This window comes from Streptomyces sp. GQ60 (genome assembly GCF_059758875.1).
Genome location: NZ_JCAXEG010000001.1, coordinates 958,469 through 975,807 on the forward strand (window position 1 = coordinate 958,469; position 17,339 = coordinate 975,807).

A 17,339-nucleotide genomic window follows, 5' to 3' on the forward strand; every position below is an offset into this window, starting at 1 on the left:
CGGTCAGTCCGTGGAGCGGCGGGCCAGGCCCAGGGCGTAGTCCGGCCACCAGGTGCCGGCCGGCGGGCCGCCGCGGCAGGTGCCGTCCGATTCGCCGGGCCGCTTGACCCAGAGGTACGCGTCCACGAGCGGGTCACCCGTCCCGTCGGTCGGCGGGGTGCCCAGCGCCCGGCCCGGCGGGTTGCACCAGGCCTGGGCGCGGTCGCCCGTGAGGGGGCCGTCGCCGTTGCGGCTGGTGTCGATCACGAAGTGTTTGCCCTTGGTGGCCTTGGAGAGGGCGGCGCCGTACTCCCGGCCTGCCGCGCTGGGCTGGAAGTTGGAGACGTTGAGGGAGAAGCCGTCGGCGCGGTCCAGCCCCGCCTCGTGGAGGGGTTCGACCAGGTCCTTCGGATCCGGGATCCAGGCCGGGTTGCCGGCGTCCAGGTAAACCTTGGTGTTCTTGTTGCGCTTGAGCCGGTCGACGGCCTCGGAGAGCAGGCGCAGCCGCTCCTCGCGGCGGCCGGCCCCGGTGCAGCCGTCCACGAGGTGCGGGACCGCGTCCGGCTCCAGGACGACCAGGGCCTTCGCGTCGGCGATGTTGTCGGCGAAGGCGCCGATCCAGCGCCGGTACGCGGCTGCGTCCCGGGCGCCGCCCGCCGAGTGCTGCCCGCAGTCCCGGTGCGGGATGTTGTACGCGACGAGCACCAGGGTGCGGCCGGCCGCGCGGGCGCCCGCCCGGGCCCGGCGGATCTCGGGGCCGGGGTCTCCGGCCGGGCCCCACAGGGCCATCGGCCGGTCGGCGATGCGGCGCAGCACCTGGGCGTCGCTGTTGCGGCCCTGCGCTTCCCAGGTGGTGACCTGGCGGGCGGCGTCGCTCCGCGGGTCCACCCAGAAGGGGGACTCGTCGACGAGGCCCACTCCCGCGGGGGGCTGGGCCGGCGGTGCGGATTCGGGCTGCGCGGCGGGGGTGGTGGTGCAGGCGGCCGCCGCGAGGGCGAGAGCCAGGGTGAGGAGGGTGACGGGGCGTCTACGGGGGCGACGGCGGGGGCGACGGCGGCCTGGCATCCGGCTTCCTCGGGACGAAGGGGCTGGCTGCGGACCGGGTCATCGTGACATAACGGGCAGTCAGGGCGGGGCGTGACACCGCCGCGTGCGGCCGGGTGGGGGTGGGTGTGGCGCTGCGCGGGGCCGTCCCCTACCCGCCCTTCCTCCGTTCCCCGGGCTGCGCCCGGACCCGCCTCGGGGGCTCCGCCCCCGGACCCCCGCGCCTCAAACGCCGGCGGGGCTGATTTACCCCGGCGGGACCGAATGGGTCAGGGCGATGGCCAGCGGGGTGCGTTCGTAGAGGATCTGGTGGCCGTGGCGGGAGGGGATGAGGAGGCCGGCCGCCTGGAGGGTCTTCAGGTGGGAGGAGACGGTGGAGGGGGCCAGGGACAGGCGGTGGGCCAGGGCGGTGGTCGAGGCCGGCTCGGTCAGTGCGCACAGGACGTCGGCGCGGGCCCGGCCCAGCAGCCGGGCCAGCGCCCGCGGGGCCGGGCCGGCCGGGGCCGTCCACAGGGCGCCGATGCCCCGGGCCGGGTACACGAGGGTCGGCTGCCACGGCGGGTCGTAGCCGCCCACCACCTCCGGCCAGACGAAGGCGCTCGGCATGAGGAGGAGCCCCTGGCCGTCGAGGGAGCGGTCGTGGTGGCCCCGGCGGGCGATGCTGAGGGTGTTCCCCGACCAGCGCAGATCCGGGTGGAGGCCGTCGAACAGGGCCTCGAGCCCGCCCGCGGCCAGCCGCCGGGAGTGGAACAGGACGTCCGCCTCCAGCAGTGCGCGCAGCCGGGGCCAGTGCGGGGCGACCAGCACCCGCCAGGCCTGCTCGTAAAGATCGGCCAGCTCCTGGACCGCCCGCTCCGGATCCGCCAGCATCCGCTGCCCGGCCGCGCTCTCCAGGGCGCCCGGCGTGCAGACCAGGGAGCGCCGCAGGTCCTCGCGCGCCGCCTGCGGATCGGCGGCCCGGACCCGCGCGAGCTCCTCCTCGAAGGTGACCGAGGGGCCCGTCGGAGGCGGGCTGAGGAAGTCCGGGTTGTGTCCCGTGCGCGGCATCAGCAGCCACAGCGGCCGCAGGTCCAGCCCGGCGGCCGCCGTGCGGATCCCGCGGAGCCAGGGCAGGTGGTAGGCGTGGCGCCGCTGGTCCAGCAGGACCCGTACCGCCTCCTGGGTCTCCCAGCGGGGCGAGATCGAGAACCGGCAGCGCATCAGGTCGGCGGGGCCGAAGCGGAAGTGGAAGGGCATGGGCGTTTCCGGGAGCGTTCCCTGTGCGGGTGGGGTGCGGGTTCGGGTCCGGGGCGGGTGATTCGGCTGGAGACGAATCTCTGTCCTGCCAGCCTAGGGCGCGCCAGGGTCCTGCGTATGACCACCGCCGACCAGGGCGCGCCCGCCGACCAGGGCGCGCCCGCCGACCAGGGCGCGCCCGCCGACCAGGGCGCGCCCGCCGAGCAGGGCGCACCCGCCGCCGAGCCGCATTCCGTCCCCGGGCCGCCCGAGCGCACCCCCGTGCCGGAGTCTGCCGGGTACCGGGCCGTCTTCCGGGTCCGGGAGTTCAGGCCGGTCTTCGCCGCGCACCTGCTGTCCGTGCTCGGCGTCGTCATCGCCGAGATCTCCCTCACCGTCCTCGTTTACCGCGCCACCGGCTCCCCCCTGATGAGCGCGCTCACCTTCGCCCTCGGCTTCCTCCCCTACGCCCTCGGCGGCACCCTCCTCGCGCCGCTCGCCGACCGGCTCCCCGCCCGCCGCGTGCTCGTCGGCTGCGACCTCGTCTGCGCGGCCTGCGCGGCGGCCATGGCCGCGCCCGGCACCCCGGTCGCGCTGCTCCTCGTACTGCGCTGCGCGATGGCCTTCGTCGCGCCGCTGTTCCAGGGCACCCGCAGCGCCTCCCTCGCCGACGTCCTCGGCGCCGGCGACGCGTACGTCCTGGGCCGCTCGCTGCTGCGCATGGTGGCCCAGAGCGCCCAGCTCATCGGCTTCGGGCTCGGCGGACTGCTGCTCACCGTGCTGGCCCCGCGCGGGGCCGTCCTCCTCACGGCCGCCGGCTTCCTCGGCTCCGCGGCCCTGCTGCGCCTGGGCACCCGGGCCCGGCCCGCCCGGAGCGCGGGCGCCGGCCCGCGGGTCTCCCCGCTCGCCGGACTGCGCGCCGTCCTGGGCCACCGCCGGCTGCGGGCCCTCACCCTGCTGTGCTGGCTGCCGCCGCTCTTCGTGGTGGTGCCCGAGGCGCTGCTGACCCCGTACGCCACCGGTCTCGGCATCTCCACCGCCGGGCTCGGGCTGCTGATGTGCGCGATGCCGGCCGGAGCCATCGCCGGGGAGGTGTGGGCGGGCTCGGCGCTCACCGCCCGAACGCGTTCGCGGATCACGGCCCCGCTCGCGGCGCTCTCGCTGCTGCCGCTGCTCGCGTACGCCGTCCGGCCCGGCCTGCCGCTCCTCCTGGCCGCGCTCGTGCTGGCCGGGCTGGCCCACGCGTACACCCTCGGGCTCGACCAGTGGTACGTCGAGGCCGTGCCCGAGGAGCTGCGCGGCCGGGCGATGACCCTGCTCAGCACCGGGCTGATGACCCTTCAGGGTGTCGGCATGGCGCTGGCCGGAGTCGCGGCGGAGTTCCTGCCGGTCCACGTGGTGGTCGCGTCGGCCGCGGTGCTCGGCACCGGGGTGGTCCTGCTGCTGCTCGCCGAGGCGCGCCGGACGGACGGGCCGAGGCGTGAGACGGATCCCGCCGCCAAATGACCGCCCGGTAGGGTCTGGTGCGTGCCCAAACCGCTCAGCCTTCCCTTCGACCCCATCGCCCGCGCCGACGAACTGTGGCAGCAACGCTGGGGCCCGGTCCCCTCGATGGCCGCGATCACCTCGATCATGAGGGCGCACCAGATCCTGCTCGGGGAGGTCGACGCGGTCGTCAAGCCGTACGGCCTGACCTTCGCGCGCTACGAGGCGCTGGTACTGCTGACCTTCTCCAAGGCCGGCGAACTGCCGATGTCGAAGATCGGCGAGCGGCTGATGGTCCACCCGACGTCGGTGACGAACACGGTGGACCGGCTGGTGAAGTCCGGCCTCGTCGCCCGGCGCCCGAACCCGAACGACGGGCGCGGCACGCTCGCGTCGATCACGGACAAGGGCCGCGAGGTGGTCGAGGCGGCCACGAAGGCGCTGATGGAGATCGACTTCGGATTGGGCGTCTACGACGCCGAGGAGTGCGGGGAGATCTTCGCGCTCCTGCGCCCGCTCCGGGTGGCCGCGGCCGACTTCGACGAGAGGTGACCCTCCCCGTCCCGTTCCCCGCCCCCGTCCCCGGCACCGCCGGCTGACGCGGGCGCCGTCCCGGGGGTCGACGGCCGGGCGGGCGGGCGTCACGGGCGCCGACCCGGCCCCCGTCAAGATCGTGCGAACCGGACGGCTAGGCTCGACGGCATGAAACGAAGCGTGCTGACCCGCTACCGCGTCATGGCCTACGTGACCGCGGTCATGCTCCTGATCCTCTGTGCCTGCATGGTGGCGAAGTACGGCTTCGACACCGGCGCCGACCTGACCTTCGCGGTCTCGCAGACGCACGGTGTGCTGTTCATGATCTACCTGGTGTTCGCCTTCGACCTGGGCTCCAAGGCCAAGTGGCCCTTCGGCAAGCTCCTCTGGGTCCTGGTCTCCGGCACCATCCCGCTCGCCGCGTTCTTCGTCGAGCGCAAGATCCGGGCCGAGGTCGAGCCCCTCGTCGTCGGCGATCCGGCCGCCGCCCGCGCCTGACCTCGGGTGATCCTTCCGCCCCCGGGGCGACTCCCCGGGGGTTGCCCATCGACATTTACTAGGACGTCCTAGTAAATTCAGCGGTATGGACGCTGACGCCATTGAGGAGGGCCGCCGTCGCTGGCAGGCCCGGTACGACAAGGCCCGCAAGCGCGAGGCCGATTTCACCACGCTCTCCGGCGACCCCGTCGATCCCGTCTACGGCCCCCGGCCCGGCGACTCGTACGAGGGCTTCGAGCGCATCGGCTGGCCGGGGGAGTACCCGTACACCCGGGGCCTGCACGCCACCGGCTACCGGGGGCGCACCTGGACCATCCGGCAGTTCGCCGGGTTCGGGAACGCCGAGCAGACCAACGAGCGCTACAAGATGATCCTGGCCGCCGGCGGCGGCGGGCTCTCCGTCGCCTTCGACATGCCCACCCTGATGGGGCGCGACTCCGACGACCCCCGCGCGCTCGGCGAGGTCGGCCACTGCGGGGTGGCCATCGACTCCGCCGCCGACATGGAGATCCTCTTCAAGGACATCCCGCTCGGCGACGTGACCACCTCCATGACGATCAGCGGCCCCGCCGTGCCCGCCTTCTGCATGTACCTCGTGGCCGCCGAACGCCAGGGCGTCGACCCGGCCGTCCTCAACGGGACGCTCCAGACCGACATCTTCAAGGAGTACATCGCCCAGAAGGAGTGGCTCTTCGAGCCCGAGCCGCACCTGCGCCTCATCGGCGACCTCATGGAGTACTGCGCGAACGGCATCCCCGCCTACAAGCCGCTCTCCGTCTCCGGCTACCACATCCGCGAGGCCGGGGCCACGGCCGCGCAGGAGCTCGCGTACACCCTCGCCGACGGGTTCGGGTACGTGGAGCTGGGCCTCTCGCGCGGGCTGGACGTGGACCACTTCGCGTCCGGGCTCTCCTTCTTCTTCGACGCCCACCTCGACTTCTTCGAGGAGATCGCCAAGTTCCGCGCCGCCCGCCGGATCTGGGCCCGCTGGATGAAGGAGGTGTACGGGGCGAAGTCCGAGAAGACGATGTGGCTGCGCTTCCACACCCAGACGGCCGGGGTCTCCCTCACCGCACAACAGCCCTACAACAACGTCGTGCGCACCGCCGTGGAGGCCCTCGCGGCCATCCTCGGCGGCACCAACTCGCTCCACACCAACGCCCTCGACGAGACCCTCGCGCTGCCCAGCGAGCAGGCCGCCGAGATCGCGCTGCGCACGCAGCAGGTGCTGATGGAGGAGACCGGCGTGGCCAACGTGGCCGACCCGCTGGGCGGCTCCTGGTTCGTCGAGCAGCTCACCGACCGCATCGAGGCCGAGGCCGAGAAGATCTTCGAGCAGATCAAGGAGCGCGGGCTGCGCGCCCACCCGAACGGGCAGCACCCGATCGGCCCGATCACCTCGGGCATCCTGCGGGGCATCGAGGACGGCTGGTTCACCGGGGAGATCGCCGAGTCGGCCTTCCAGTACCAGCGCTCGGTGGAGAAGGGCGACAAGCGGGTCGTGGGCGTCAACGTCCACCACGGCTCGGTCACCGGTGACCTGGAGATCCTGCGGGTCAGCCACGAGGTGGAGAAGGTGCAGGTCCGCGAGCTCGCGGAGCGCAAGGCCGGCCGGGACGACGCGAAGGTGACGGCGGCGCTGGACGCCATGCTGGCCGCCGCCCGCGACGGGTCCAACATGATCCCGGCGATGCTGGACGCGGTGCGCGCCGAGGCCACGATGGGCGAGATCTGCAACCTGCTGCGGGACGAGTGGGGCACCTACACGGAGCCGCCGGGGTTCTGAGGGGCATGAGGGGCCCCGCGCCGGGCGGCGCGGGCCGGGCGGGTTCCGAAAGGGACGGCCTAAGGTGGCGGCCATGACCGGCCGCCGCCTTCCCGTCCCCGTGTACGGGGTGAGTGCCCGCGTGCGCATGCAGACCAGCTGCGGGCCGTACGCGTACATCGCCGCCGACTTCGAGCCACCCGGCCGGGACGGGCTGACGGAGGTCCTGAACGCCGTGGCGGCCCACCGCCGGCTGCCCGAGGTGTACGTCTCCTGCGTGCGGGCGGGCATCGTGCGCGGCCTCGACGGTGTGGCGGCCTCCGTGCTGCTCACCGATGCCCACGTCCACGAGGTGGACTCCTCGGAGTACGGCTACCGGCTCGCCGGGCTCGAAGCGGGCCGGGCCGCACTCGTGGCCTCCGGGCTGCTGCCTCCGGAGGAGGCCGACAGCCTGCGCTGGGCCGACTGGCCCGGGCGTCCGAGGCCCTGGCCGGGCCACAACCCGCGCTCGGAGGCACTGATCGCCTCCGCCCCGGCCTGGTGCGAGGACTTCCTGCCCCTGTCGGACGGCGGCCGGCCGGCGGTGGTCACACCACAGGCGCGGGGCCGGAAGGGCCGGCGGCGGAACCCTGGAGGCCGTGCATGAGCAGGGCCGTGAAGGTGGCCACCCACAGCTCGTCCACCGGCTCGGAGCTGACCAGCGCGCGGTGGACCACCGTGCCCGCGATCACGTCGAAGATCAGGTCCGTGGTGTGGGCGGCGAGGGACTCGTCCTCCTCGTGGGGGAGTTCGCCCCGGGCCTGCGCCCGTTCGCGCCCCAGTACGACGAGACGTTTCTGCCGGTCCACGATCGCCGACCGGATCCGGTCCCGCAGGGCCTCGTCCCGCGTGGACTCGGCGACGACGGCCATCAGGGCGGTACGGGCCTCCGGGCGCCGCAGCAGCGCCGCGAACTGGAGCACCACGTACTCGATGTCGGCTTGGAGCGAGCCGCGGTCGGGGAGTTCGAGGGAGTCGAAGAGCTCCGCGACGGCGTCCACGACCAGTTCGCTCTTGCCCGCCCAGCGCCGGTAGAGGGTGGTCTTCGCGACCCCGGCCCGCGTCGAGACGTCCCCCATCGTCAGCTTCGACCAGCCCAGCTCCACCAGTGCGTGCCGGGTCGCGGCGAGGATCGCGGCGTCCGCCGCGGCGCTGCGCGGGCGGCCGGTGCGGCCGTGCGGGGAGGAGGCGTCCGAGCTGGGGTTGCGCATGGCGGAGACCATACCCGCCGGTAGCAGAATCGATCCGCCCCCCGGATGTGTGGTTCAGATCACGGGGCGCGGGAGTGCGGAGGGAGTTACGCTACGACTCGTAGCGTAAGAGCGACAACCACGCGAAGAGCTACCGGCGCCAGGTGGGGACCCGGCGTCACGGCACGGCAGTACGGCAGTCCAGCAGCACGGCAGTACAACTGCACAGCACGTCAGGTACCGCGATCGGTTCGTTTCGGCCGATCTTTTTCGTCGGCGCGCGCACTCGGGGGAGGATGTACGCATGCAGCCCAGAAACATGTCCATGAGCGGTGTCGTCGACCTCGCCGCGGTGAAGGCGGCCGGTGAGGCCAAGGCCAAGGCCGAGCAGGCCCGCGCCGAGGCGGCCCGGAAGGCCGCTCAGGGCGGTGCCCCCGCGGCCGCCGGGGCCGTTCCGCCGTCCGCGCTCGTCTTCGACACCGACGAGACCCGCTTCGAGAGCCACGTCGTCCCGCTCTCGGGCGAGGTTCCGGTCATCCTCGACTTCCGCGCCGAAGGCTTCGAGCAGGGGCGCGAGCTGAGCCTGCTGCTGGAGCGGCTCACGATCGAGGCGAACGGCCGGCTGGCGCTGGCCGCGCTCGATGTCGCGGCCAACCAGAACCTGATCCGCGAGTTCCGCATCGAAGCCCTCCCGGCCGTCTTCGCCGTGGTCGCCGGTCAGGCGATGCCGCTGTTCCAGGACTTCGCCCCCGAGGCCGAGGTCCGCGCGGTCCTGGCCCAGCTGGTCCAGATCGCCGAGGAGCGCTTCGGTGTCATCGGCGTGGCGGTGGACCCCGCCGCCGAGGGCGCGGCCGCCCCGGGACCGGGCGCGGTGGAGGCCGAGGAGCCGGCCGGTCCGTACGACGCGCTGCTCGACGAGGCGATCGAGGCGCTGGACGCCGACGACCTGGACGGAGCGGTGCGCGCCTACCGGAACGTACTGGCGGCCGATCCGTCCAACACCGACGCCAAGCTGGGCCTCGCCCAGGCCGAGCTGTTCGCCCGGGTCAAGGACATGAACCCGCAGGCGGTGCGCGCCGCGGCGGCCGAGAACCCGCGCGACCCGGCGGCGCAGATCGCCGCGGCCGACCTGGATCTGGCCGGCGGTCACGTGGCGGACGCCTTCGGGCGGCTGGTGGACACCGTGAAGGTGACGTTCGGTGAGGACCGTGACTCGGTGCGCCTGCGGCTGCTGGAGATGTTCGAGGTGGTCGGCGCGGACAACCCGCTCGTCACGTCGGCCCGTACGGCGCTCGCGCGGGTGCTGTTCTAGCACCGGCTCGGCACCACCACGGCACCACGGCGTCGGCACGGCGCCGTCACGCCACCGGCGTACCACCGACACAGCACCCGCACAGCACCGGCACGCCACCGGTGATTTGTTGACACAGAGGTAAACAGCGGCCGCGCTTTGCCAAAACTTGGCAATCGCGGCCGCTGTTACTCGCAGTAAATCGAACCCCGTGAACTGTCCGGTGTGTTCACTCTTCCCCCGGTCTGTCATGGCCCTTGGTGACACCCTGTGTTGCGGTCCTACGGGTGCGCGACTCCCACAGGTTATCTGGCCGTTACCCGCCAGTAACGAACCCCCTTGTGCCCCGGTCGCGAATGGACCACGATCGGCGTCGCTCGGTCCTTCCCGCAGAGCCGCTCATACGGAGCCGCGGTGGAGGGTCCCCACCGGGCCGGCCGGTGGCAGTGGCACCGGCCGTGGGACAGGGGGGTCTCCGTCATATGGCGGGGCCTGTCCTCCAGGTTGCGCGAACGCGTGGCCAAGTGGTTGTCGCTCGGGGGTGAACGCCGGTGTACGGACGCGGTATCGCCGTGGTTCGGCCGCTCGCGCTCCTTCCCGAGGACGTAGCACTTCTCCCATCCCAGGACGGGCACCGCCCGGACCGGAGATGTACGTCCGAGAAGGAGGAACGAACATGATTTCCCAGATTCGTGGCGGGACCAGATGGAAGCGCTTCGCGCTCGTCATGGTGCCGAGCATCGCTGCCACGGCGGCGGTCGGAGTGGGTCTGGCGCAGGGTGCCCTCGCGGCGTCCTTCAGCGTCTCGGGCCAGGACTTCAAGGTGTCGGCCGACAAGCTCGACGGCAAGAACCTGATCCAGTACGGCGGCATCGCCGAGGGGCACGACCTCAAGGGCAAGCCGGCGCACCACCCGGTCACCATCTCCGGGTTCAGCTACGCCGAGATCACCAACATGTGCCAGTCCCTGGTGACGCCGACGCCGCTCGGCAACATCACGCTGAGGCTGAACACGGGTACCGAGAAGAACAAGCCCGCGGTGGCGACCAACATCTACCTGGATGTCGCCGAGCTCGACACGGACGCCGAGTTCGAGAACCTCGACATCGGTGTCGCCGTCGGCGACGCGAGCCACAAGACCAAGCCGCAGGCCGGTACGGTCGCCAGCCCGTACGCGTTCTCGCAGCGTGCGGACCGCGCGGTGCTGTCGAACGTGCGTCAGAAGGCGTGGGCGACGACGGCGGGCACCTTCAAGCTGCCCAACCTCAAGCTGCGCCTCCTCAGTGGCGACCAGCCCTGCTACTAGGACGAGAAGTAGTCGTTCCCGGTGCATAACCGGACGGGTGGGCGGTGCCGGCGGCAGTCGCCGTCGCCCGCCCGTCCGGGCTCCACATAGTTCTCAGTACCACCCGTTTCCAGGGAGCTGTTGTCCATGAACCCCCAGGCCCCGGTTTACGTGCGCGCCGAAGACGACGCTTGGCTCACCGCGGTGTACTACCGCTTCCACGCGTGGAGCGGTCACCGCCCCTTCTGGGCAGGTCTGTTCATGCTCCTCAGCGGTGCTCCGATCCTCTACTTCCCTTACGGGGACGTCCGCCTCGGCAATGTCACCCTCGCGATGGCGACGACGACCGGCGCCGGTTCGCTGATCATCGGCATCCTCCTGATCACGCTGGGGCTGACGCTCTGGTTCCAGCACGGGGTACGGATCTTCGCGGGCGTCGCCGCGATCCTGCTGGGGCTGGTGTCCCTGCCGGTGTCGAACCTCGGCGGCTTCGGGCTGGGCATCGCCCTCGCCCTCACCGGCGGCGGCCTCGCACTGTCGTGGGTGCCGGGCAAGCCGGCGGACGAGACCGGCCCGAGGGACGCCGGAGACCCGGCGCACGCCGTGAACCTGGGCAAGGCCGAGGCGATGGCGGGCCCCCACGGGGTCCCGGGACAGCGCGAAACGGAAACGCCGGCATACGCGAGCGAGACGACTGCCCACGCCGATGGCGGGAGGAACAGTGCGGGGTGACGAAACGCGACGGGGCGAGGCCCCGGGTGCGGAGTCCCGTGAGAGGAAGGGCCCGCGCCACGCGGCGCCCAGGAAGTCGCTGCTGACCAAGATCCAGATACCCGTCGGCAAGACGATGGCGCTGGCCGCCATGCCGACCGCGGTCTTCGTCGGCATGAGCATGGCGCCGAAGCTGGCCGTGGCCGACGACAAGGACATCCCCTTCGCGCCCGGACCGTGTGTGACGCGGTCCGACGAGCCCGCGGAGTCGGCCTCCCCGTCGGCGAAAACGCCGTCCAAGACTCCTTCGAAGGCTCCGCGGACGACGCCCGCACCGGGCAAGTCGCCCACCGCGGTGCCCTCGCCGAGCGCGAGCCCGTCGGCCTCCAAGCCGGCGGCGGGGACCTCCGAGAAGCCCGCCGAGCAGCCCGGCCTCATGCCGGCGGCGGTCACCCCGGCCAAGGCGGCGAACCCGCTGGACCCGCTCGGCGTCGGCGATGCCCTCAAGGGTCTGGTCGACGACCTCGGCAAGTCCCTCACGGGCGCCCCGGCAGCGCCGGCCCCTGCCCCGTCCCCGACGGCGACCGCCGCGCCCGCTCCGAACCCGTCCGAGGCCGCGATCCGCGACGCCGCGAAGACGGCCGGCGCCACGGTTACGGAGCTCTCCGAGGAGGTCAAGGGCACCGCGACCACCCCGAAGGACGAGACGGGGGTGGCGGCGAAGCCGAAGCCGGAAACGGTGACGGAGCCGGAGGGCGCCAAGGGCGGCAAGGGCAAGGACGGGAAGGAGCCCTTCCCGTGCCCGACCTACGACGCCGAGGCCCTGGCCAACGCCGAACTGGAGAAGGGGATCCCCCTGCTCCCGGACGAGCCCTGGTACCTGGACAGTTCGCTGCTGACCCTCTACGGCCTCGACTACGAGGGCATCGTCAAGGTGAAGACGGCGGGCGGCAAGACCAAGACCGTCCTGAAGTTCACCGCGGACTCGCTGGACATCAAGGACCTCTACCAGACGGTCGGCAAGGGCGGGCAGGTCGCCCACCTGAAGTCCCGTCCGGGGTCCACCTCGAAGTTCCGCGGGGCCAAGGTGACGATGTACACCGAGAGCCTCAAGGGCAACCTCTTCGGCCTGATCCCGATCGAGTTCACCCCGAAGAGCCCGCCGCCCCTGAACGTTCCGTTCGCATTCTTCACGAACGTCAAGGTCGTCCAGGCCGGCCAGTTCGGCGGCACCCTGACCATCCCGGGCCTCAAGAACTACATCGGCCCGGCGGAGTAGACGCGTACGGCCTCGCGCGGCCGCACGCACCGAGGGCGGCACCCCGGATCCTCATCGGATCGGGGTGCCGCCCTCGGTCTCTGTGCGGCAGAGGCTGTACGGGTGGTGCGGTGCGGTGCGGCGAGGTCAGTCGCGGGCGCCGCTGCCAAGGTGGTGGACCCGGACCATGTTGGTGGTGCCGGGGACGCCGGGGGGCGAACCGGCGGTGATGATCATGGTGTCGCCCTTGTTGTACCGCTTGAGCTTGAGCATCTCCACGTCCACGAGGTCGACCATGGAGTCGGTGTTGTCCACGTGCGGGACGACGTAGGACTCGACGCCCCAGCTCAGCGTGAGCTGGTTGCGGGTGCCGGTGTCGGTGGTGAAGGCCAGGATCGGCTGGTTCGCGCGGTAGCGCGACAGGCGGCGGGCGGTGTCACCGGAGTGGGTGAAGGCGACCAGGGCCTTGCCGTCGAGGAAGTCCGCGATCTCGCAGGCCGCGCGGGCGACGGAGCCGCCCTGGGTGCGGGGCTTCTTGCCCGGGACCAGCGGCTGCAGGCCCTTGGACAGGAGCTCCTCCTCGGCCGCCTCGACGATCTTCGACATCGTCTTGACGGTCTCGATCGGGTAGGCGCCGACCGAGGACTCGGCGGACAGCATGACCGCGTCCGCGCCGTCGAGGATCGCGTTGGCGACGTCGGAGGCCTCCGCGCGCGTCGGGCGCGAGTTGGTGATCATCGACTCCATCATCTGGGTCGCGACGATCACCGGCTTGGCGTTGCGGCGGCACATCTCCACGAGGCGCTTCTGCACCATCGGGACCTTTTCGAGCGGGTACTCGACGGCGAGGTCGCCACGGGCGACCATGACCGCGTCGAAGGCCGCGACGACGCCCTCCATGTTGGCGACGGCCTGCGGCTTCTCGACCTTGGCGATGACGGGGACCCGGCGGCCCTCCTCGTCCATGACCTTGTGGACGTCCTTGACGTCGTCGGCGTCACGCACGAAGGAGAGGGCGACCATGTCGCAGCCCATCCGCAGGGCGAAGCGGAGGTCGTCGACGTCCTTCTCCGACAGGGCGGGGACGTTGACGGCGGCACCCGGCAGGTTGATGCCCTTGTGGTCCGAGATGACACCGCCCTCGATGACGATGGTCTTGACCCGGGGGCCCTCGACCTCGGTCACCCGGAGCTCGACGTTGCCGTCGTTGATCAGGATCTGGTCGCCCTTGGAGACGTCGCCCGGCAGACCCTTGTAGGTCGTGCCGCAGATGGACTTGTCGCCCGGGACGTCCTCGGTGGTGATGGTGAACTCGTCACCGCGGACGAGCTCGACGGGACCCTCGGCGAAGGTTTCCAGACGGATCTTCGGGCCCTGGAGGTCGGCGAGGACGCCGACGGCACGCCCGGTGTCCTCGCAGACCTTCCGGACGCGGTCGTACCGCTCCTGGTGTTCTGCCTGGGAGCCGTGGCTGAAGTTGAATCGGGCCACGTTCATACCGGCCTCTACGAGAGCTTTCAGCTGCTCGTAAGAGTCGACGGCGGGGCCCAGCGTGCAGACGATTTTGGAACGGCGCATGGAGCGGATCCTATCGGTTTGTTTCGTAGCGGAATATTCCGTCTGGTGGAAAGTCCAAAGTGACTAACCGGTAACCAGCGCGTACGTCTGGCTGGCGATCTCCAGTTCCTCGTCCGTCGGGACCACGGCCACGGCCACCCGTGCGTACTCCGCGGACACCAGGCGCGGCTCGGAGGACCGTACCGAGTTCGCCTCCAGGTCGAGCGCCAGGCCCAGTTCGGCCAGACCTGCCACGGCCATCTCGCGGATCTCCGAGGAGTTCTCGCCCACGCCCGCCGTGAAGGCGACCGCGTCCACCCGGCCGAGGACCGCCGAGTAGGCGCCGATGTACTTCTTCAGACGGTGGATGTACGAGGCCAGCGCCAGCCGCGCGGAGGCGTCGCCCTCCGCGGCCCGCCGCTGCACCTCGCGCATGTCGTTGTCGCCGCACAGACCCAGCAGACCGCTCTTCTTGTTGAGCAGCGAGTCGATCTCGTCGACGGACATGCCCCCGACCCGAGCCAGGTGGAAGACGACCGCCGGGTCCAGGTCGCCCGAACGGGTGCCCATGACCAGGCCCTCCAGCGGGGTCAGGCCCATGGACGTCTCCACGCACACGCCGCCGTGCACGGCCGAGGCCGAGGCGCCGTTGCCCAGGTGGAGCACGATCACGTTCACGTCCTCCTCGGCCTTGCCGAGGAGCCTCGCCGTGGCCCGGGCCACGTAGGCGTGCGAGGTGCCGTGGAACCCGTACCGCCGGATGGAGTACTTGTCGGCCGTCGCGGCGTCGATCGCGTACCGCGCCACGTGCTCCGGCATGGTCGAGTGGAAGGCCGTGTCGAAGACGGCGACCTGCGGCAGGTCGGGGCGCAGCTCCCGCGCCACCTCGATGCCGGTCACGTTCGCCGGGTTGTGCAGCGGGGCGAGCGGGATCAGGGCGCGGATCTCGGCCAGCACCGCGTCGTCGACCGGCGTCGGGTGCGTGAACTTGGTCCCGCCGTGCACCACCCGGTGGCCCACGGCGGCCAGCTCGGGCGAGTCCAGCCCCAGCCCGTCGGCGGCGAGCTCCGCCGCGACGGCCCGCAGCGCCGCCCCGTGGTCGGCGATCGGCCCGGTCCGCTCGCGCTTGCCGCCCGCAGCGCCCGGACCGGTCAGCGCCTCGTGCACGAGGCGGGAGGTCTCCTCGCCGATGCGCTCCACCAGGCCGACCGCCAGGCGGGAGGAGTCCGCCATGTCGAGCAGCTGGTACTTCACCGACGAGGAGCCGGAGTTGAGGACGAGTACGCGCGATGCGGTCACGATGAGGGTCTTTCCTTTGCGGTGGGGTCTCGGTGGGGGGACAGCCGGCCACGGGCCCGGTCGGCGACGGGCTCAGCCGGACAGCGGCTCAGCCGGCCACGGGCCGGGACTGCGCCTGGATGGCGGTGATGGCCACGGTGGTGACGATGTCCTGGACCAGCGCGCCGCGCGAGAGGTCGTTGACGGGCTTGCGCAGACCCTGCAGGACCGGTCCGACCGCCACGGCGCCGGCCGAGCGCTGCACGGCCTTGTACGTGTTGTTGCCGGTGTTGAGGTCGGGGAAGATCAGCACCGTCGCGCGGCCGGCCACCTCCGACTCGGGCAGCTTGGTCGCGGCGACCGAGGGCTCGACGGCGGCGTCGTACTGGATCGGCCCCTCGATCAGCAGGTCGGGGCGCTGCTCGCGGACGAGCTCGGTGGCCTTGCGGACCTTGTCCACGTCCGCGCCCGAGCCGGAGGTGCCGGTGGAGTACGAGAGCATCGCGATCCGCGGCTCCAGGCCGAAGGCGGCGGCGGTGGTGGCCGACTGGACGGCGATGTCGGCGAGCTGCTCGGCGTCGGGGTCCGGGTTCACGGCGCAGTCGCCGTACGCGAGGACCTTGTCGGCCAGGCACATGAAGAAGACCGAGGAGACGATGGACGCGTCGGGCTTGGTCTTGATGATCTCGAAGGCCGGGCGGATGGTGGCGGCGGTGGAGTGCACCGAGCCCGAGACCATGCCGTCGGCGAGGCCCTCCTGCACCATCAGGGTGCCGAAGTAGTTGACGTCGGTGACCACGTCGTGGGCCAGCTCGACCGTCATGCCCTTGTGGGCGCGGGCCTTGGCGTAGTACTCGGCGAATCGTTCCCGCAGCGGGGAGGTGGCCGGGTCGATGAGCTGGGCGGCCGAGATGTCGATGCCCAGGTCGGCGGCCTTCTTCAGGATCGCCTGCTCCTCGCCCAGCAGGGTGAGGTCGCAGACCCCGCGGCGCAGCACCACGTCCGCGGCGCGCAGCACGCGCTCCTCGGTGCCCTCGGGGAGGACCACGCGGCGGCGCTCGGCGCGGGCCTGCTCCAGCAGCTGGTTCTCGAACATCATCGGCGTGACCCGCTCGGAGCGGGCCACCGAGAGCACCTCGCGGAGCTCGGCGGTGTCCACGTGGCGCTCGAACAGGCCGAGCGCGGTCTCCAGCTTGCGCGGGGTCGCGGAGTTCAGCCGGCTCTGCAGCGAGAAGAGTTCGGCGGCGGTCGGGAAGCTGTTGCCCGCGACCGAGACCACCGGGGTGCCCGGAGCCAGCTTGGAGGCCAGCGTCAGGATGTCCTTGCCCGGGCGCTCGTTCAGCGTCAGCAGCACACCGGCGATCGGCGGGGTGCCGGAGGTGTGCGCGGCGAGCGCCCCGATGACCAGGTCGGAGCGGTCCCCGGGGGTGACGACCAGGCAGCCGGGGGTCAGGGCGTTCAGGAAGTTCGGCAGCATGGCCCCGCCGAAGACGAAGTCCAGGGCGTCGCGGGCCAGTCCGGCCTCGTCGCCGAGGAGCACTTCGCCGCCGAGCGCCCGGGTGATCTGGGCGACCGTCGGGGCGGACAGGTGCTTGTCGTCCGGCAGGACGTAACAGGGCACGGGGAGCCGGGCGGCCAGGCGCTCGGCTATCACGTCGCGGTCCTCGGCGGCGACCCGGTTGACGACCATCGCGCCCACGTGGCAGCCCAGGGCCTCGTACGCGCGGTAGGCGTTGCGGGTCTCTGCGCGCACGGCCTCGGCGGGGTGCTTGGTGCCGCCCACGACGGGGATGACCAGCGCGCCCAGCTCGTTGGCGAGGCGGGCGTTGAGCGCCAGCTCGTCCGGGAGGTTGGTGTCGGCGTAGTCGGTGCCGAGGACCAGCATGACCTCGTAGTCGCGCGCCACCTTCTGGTAGCGGCCCACGAGCTGGGAGACCAGTTCGTCGGTACCCTTCTCGGCCAGGATGGCGGAGGCCTCGTGGTACTCCATGCCGTAGGCCGTCGCCGCGTCCTGGTCGATCCGGAACCGGCCCTTGAGCAGGTCGAAGAGCCGGTCGGGCCCGTCGTGCAACAGGGGGCGGTACACGCCCACCCGGCCTGTCTGGCGGGTCAGGAGCTCCATGATGCCCAGCTCGACGACCTGGCGGCCGTCCCCCCGCTCGATACCCGTCACGTACACGCTGCGCGTCACGCGTGCTCTCCGTCCCAAT

Annotated in this window: 15 protein-coding genes; 9 read left to right on the forward strand and 6 right to left on the reverse strand. The window is 71.9% G+C overall.

Features of this window, described 5'->3' with window-relative positions; translation table 11 throughout:
• Window positions 1–3: 3 nt before the first annotated feature.
• Together AC6CKD_RS04435 and AC6CKD_RS04440 are read right to left on the reverse strand one after the other, a co-directional pair.
• The gene (locus tag AC6CKD_RS04435) at window positions 4–1,044 is read right to left on the reverse strand and encodes a glycoside hydrolase family 6 protein (RefSeq protein ID WP_498325222.1); all 1,041 of its coding nucleotides are present in this window, start codon (window positions 1,042–1,044) and stop codon (window positions 4–6) included.
• Window positions 1,045–1,269: 225 nt separating this feature from the next.
• Entirely contained in the window at window positions 1,270–2,259 is a 990-nt protein-coding gene (locus tag AC6CKD_RS04440) for an ArsR/SmtB family transcription factor (protein ID WP_498325223.1), read from the reverse strand.
• 117 nt (window positions 2,260–2,376) lie between these two features.
• Between AC6CKD_RS04440 and AC6CKD_RS04445 the strand changes: the two genes are divergently transcribed.
• The 5 genes from AC6CKD_RS04445 (at window position 2,377) to AC6CKD_RS04465 (ending at window position 7,166) form a co-directional block, all read left to right on the forward strand.
• Complete coding sequence (locus AC6CKD_RS04445) at window positions 2,377–3,744, forward strand: MFS transporter (RefSeq protein WP_498325225.1); 1,368 nt, start codon at window positions 2,377–2,379, stop codon at window positions 3,742–3,744.
• A 21-nt stretch (window positions 3,745–3,765) separates the two neighbouring features.
• Entirely contained in the window at window positions 3,766–4,275 is a 510-nt protein-coding gene (locus AC6CKD_RS04450) for a MarR family winged helix-turn-helix transcriptional regulator (protein ID WP_498325226.1), read from the forward strand.
• A 150-nt stretch (window positions 4,276–4,425) separates the two neighbouring features.
• Window positions 4,426–4,755: a DUF3817 domain-containing protein gene (locus AC6CKD_RS04455; RefSeq protein WP_498325227.1), complete on the forward strand. Its 330-nt coding sequence runs from the start codon at window positions 4,426–4,428 to the stop codon at window positions 4,753–4,755.
• A gap of 85 nt (window positions 4,756–4,840) precedes the next feature.
• Window positions 4,841–6,541, forward strand: a complete 1,701-nt coding sequence (icmA, locus tag AC6CKD_RS04460; RefSeq protein ID WP_498325228.1) for a coenzyme B12-dependent isobutyryl-CoA mutase large subunit — start codon at window positions 4,841–4,843, stop codon at window positions 6,539–6,541.
• A gap of 73 nt (window positions 6,542–6,614) precedes the next feature.
• Window positions 6,615–7,166, forward strand: a complete 552-nt coding sequence (locus AC6CKD_RS04465; RefSeq protein WP_498325229.1) for a hypothetical protein — start codon at window positions 6,615–6,617, stop codon at window positions 7,164–7,166.
• On the opposite strand, the gene AC6CKD_RS04470 is transcribed toward AC6CKD_RS04465, so the two are convergent.
• Window positions 7,108–7,770: a TetR/AcrR family transcriptional regulator gene (locus AC6CKD_RS04470; RefSeq protein WP_498325230.1), complete on the reverse strand. Its 663-nt coding sequence runs from the start codon at window positions 7,768–7,770 to the stop codon at window positions 7,108–7,110. The genes AC6CKD_RS04465 and AC6CKD_RS04470 overlap by 59 nt on opposite strands.
• Before the next feature lie 283 nt (window positions 7,771–8,053).
• On the opposite strand from AC6CKD_RS04470, the gene AC6CKD_RS04475 reads away from it, so the two are divergent.
• The 4 genes from AC6CKD_RS04475 to AC6CKD_RS04490 all read left to right on the forward strand — a co-directional run bounded on the left by AC6CKD_RS04475 (window position 8,054) and on the right by AC6CKD_RS04490 (window position 12,315).
• Complete coding sequence (locus tag AC6CKD_RS04475; protein ID WP_498325232.1) at window positions 8,054–9,061, forward strand: co-chaperone YbbN; 1,008 nt, start codon at window positions 8,054–8,056, stop codon at window positions 9,059–9,061.
• Between the two features lie 655 nt (window positions 9,062–9,716).
• The gene (locus AC6CKD_RS04480) at window positions 9,717–10,346 is read left to right on the forward strand and encodes a DUF6230 family protein (protein ID WP_478685958.1); all 630 of its coding nucleotides are present in this window, start codon (window positions 9,717–9,719) and stop codon (window positions 10,344–10,346) included.
• A gap of 126 nt (window positions 10,347–10,472) precedes the next feature.
• Window positions 10,473–11,057 (forward strand): DUF6114 domain-containing protein, encoded by a 585-nt coding sequence (locus AC6CKD_RS04485; RefSeq protein WP_498325233.1) that lies wholly within the window; start codon window positions 10,473–10,475, stop codon window positions 11,055–11,057.
• Window positions 11,047–12,315, forward strand: coding sequence for a hypothetical protein (locus tag AC6CKD_RS04490; protein ID WP_498325234.1), 1,269 nt, complete (start codon window positions 11,047–11,049; stop codon window positions 12,313–12,315). Before AC6CKD_RS04485 ends, AC6CKD_RS04490 begins: the two co-directional genes overlap by 11 nt.
• A gap of 126 nt (window positions 12,316–12,441) precedes the next feature.
• Here AC6CKD_RS04490 and pyk read toward each other — a convergent pair whose 3' ends face one another.
• From pyk to pta, 3 genes are all read right to left on the reverse strand, one after another.
• Entirely contained in the window at window positions 12,442–13,872 is a 1,431-nt protein-coding gene (gene pyk, locus AC6CKD_RS04495) for a pyruvate kinase (protein ID WP_498325236.1), read from the reverse strand.
• A 63-nt stretch (window positions 13,873–13,935) separates the two neighbouring features.
• Window positions 13,936–15,150: an acetate/propionate family kinase gene (locus tag AC6CKD_RS04500; RefSeq protein ID WP_498325238.1), complete on the reverse strand. Its 1,215-nt coding sequence runs from the start codon at window positions 15,148–15,150 to the stop codon at window positions 13,936–13,938.
• Between the two features lie 88 nt (window positions 15,151–15,238).
• Window positions 15,239–17,320, reverse strand: coding sequence for a phosphate acetyltransferase (gene pta, locus AC6CKD_RS04505; RefSeq protein ID WP_498325239.1), 2,082 nt, complete (start codon window positions 17,318–17,320; stop codon window positions 15,239–15,241).
• Window positions 17,321–17,339: the final 19 nt, after the last annotated feature.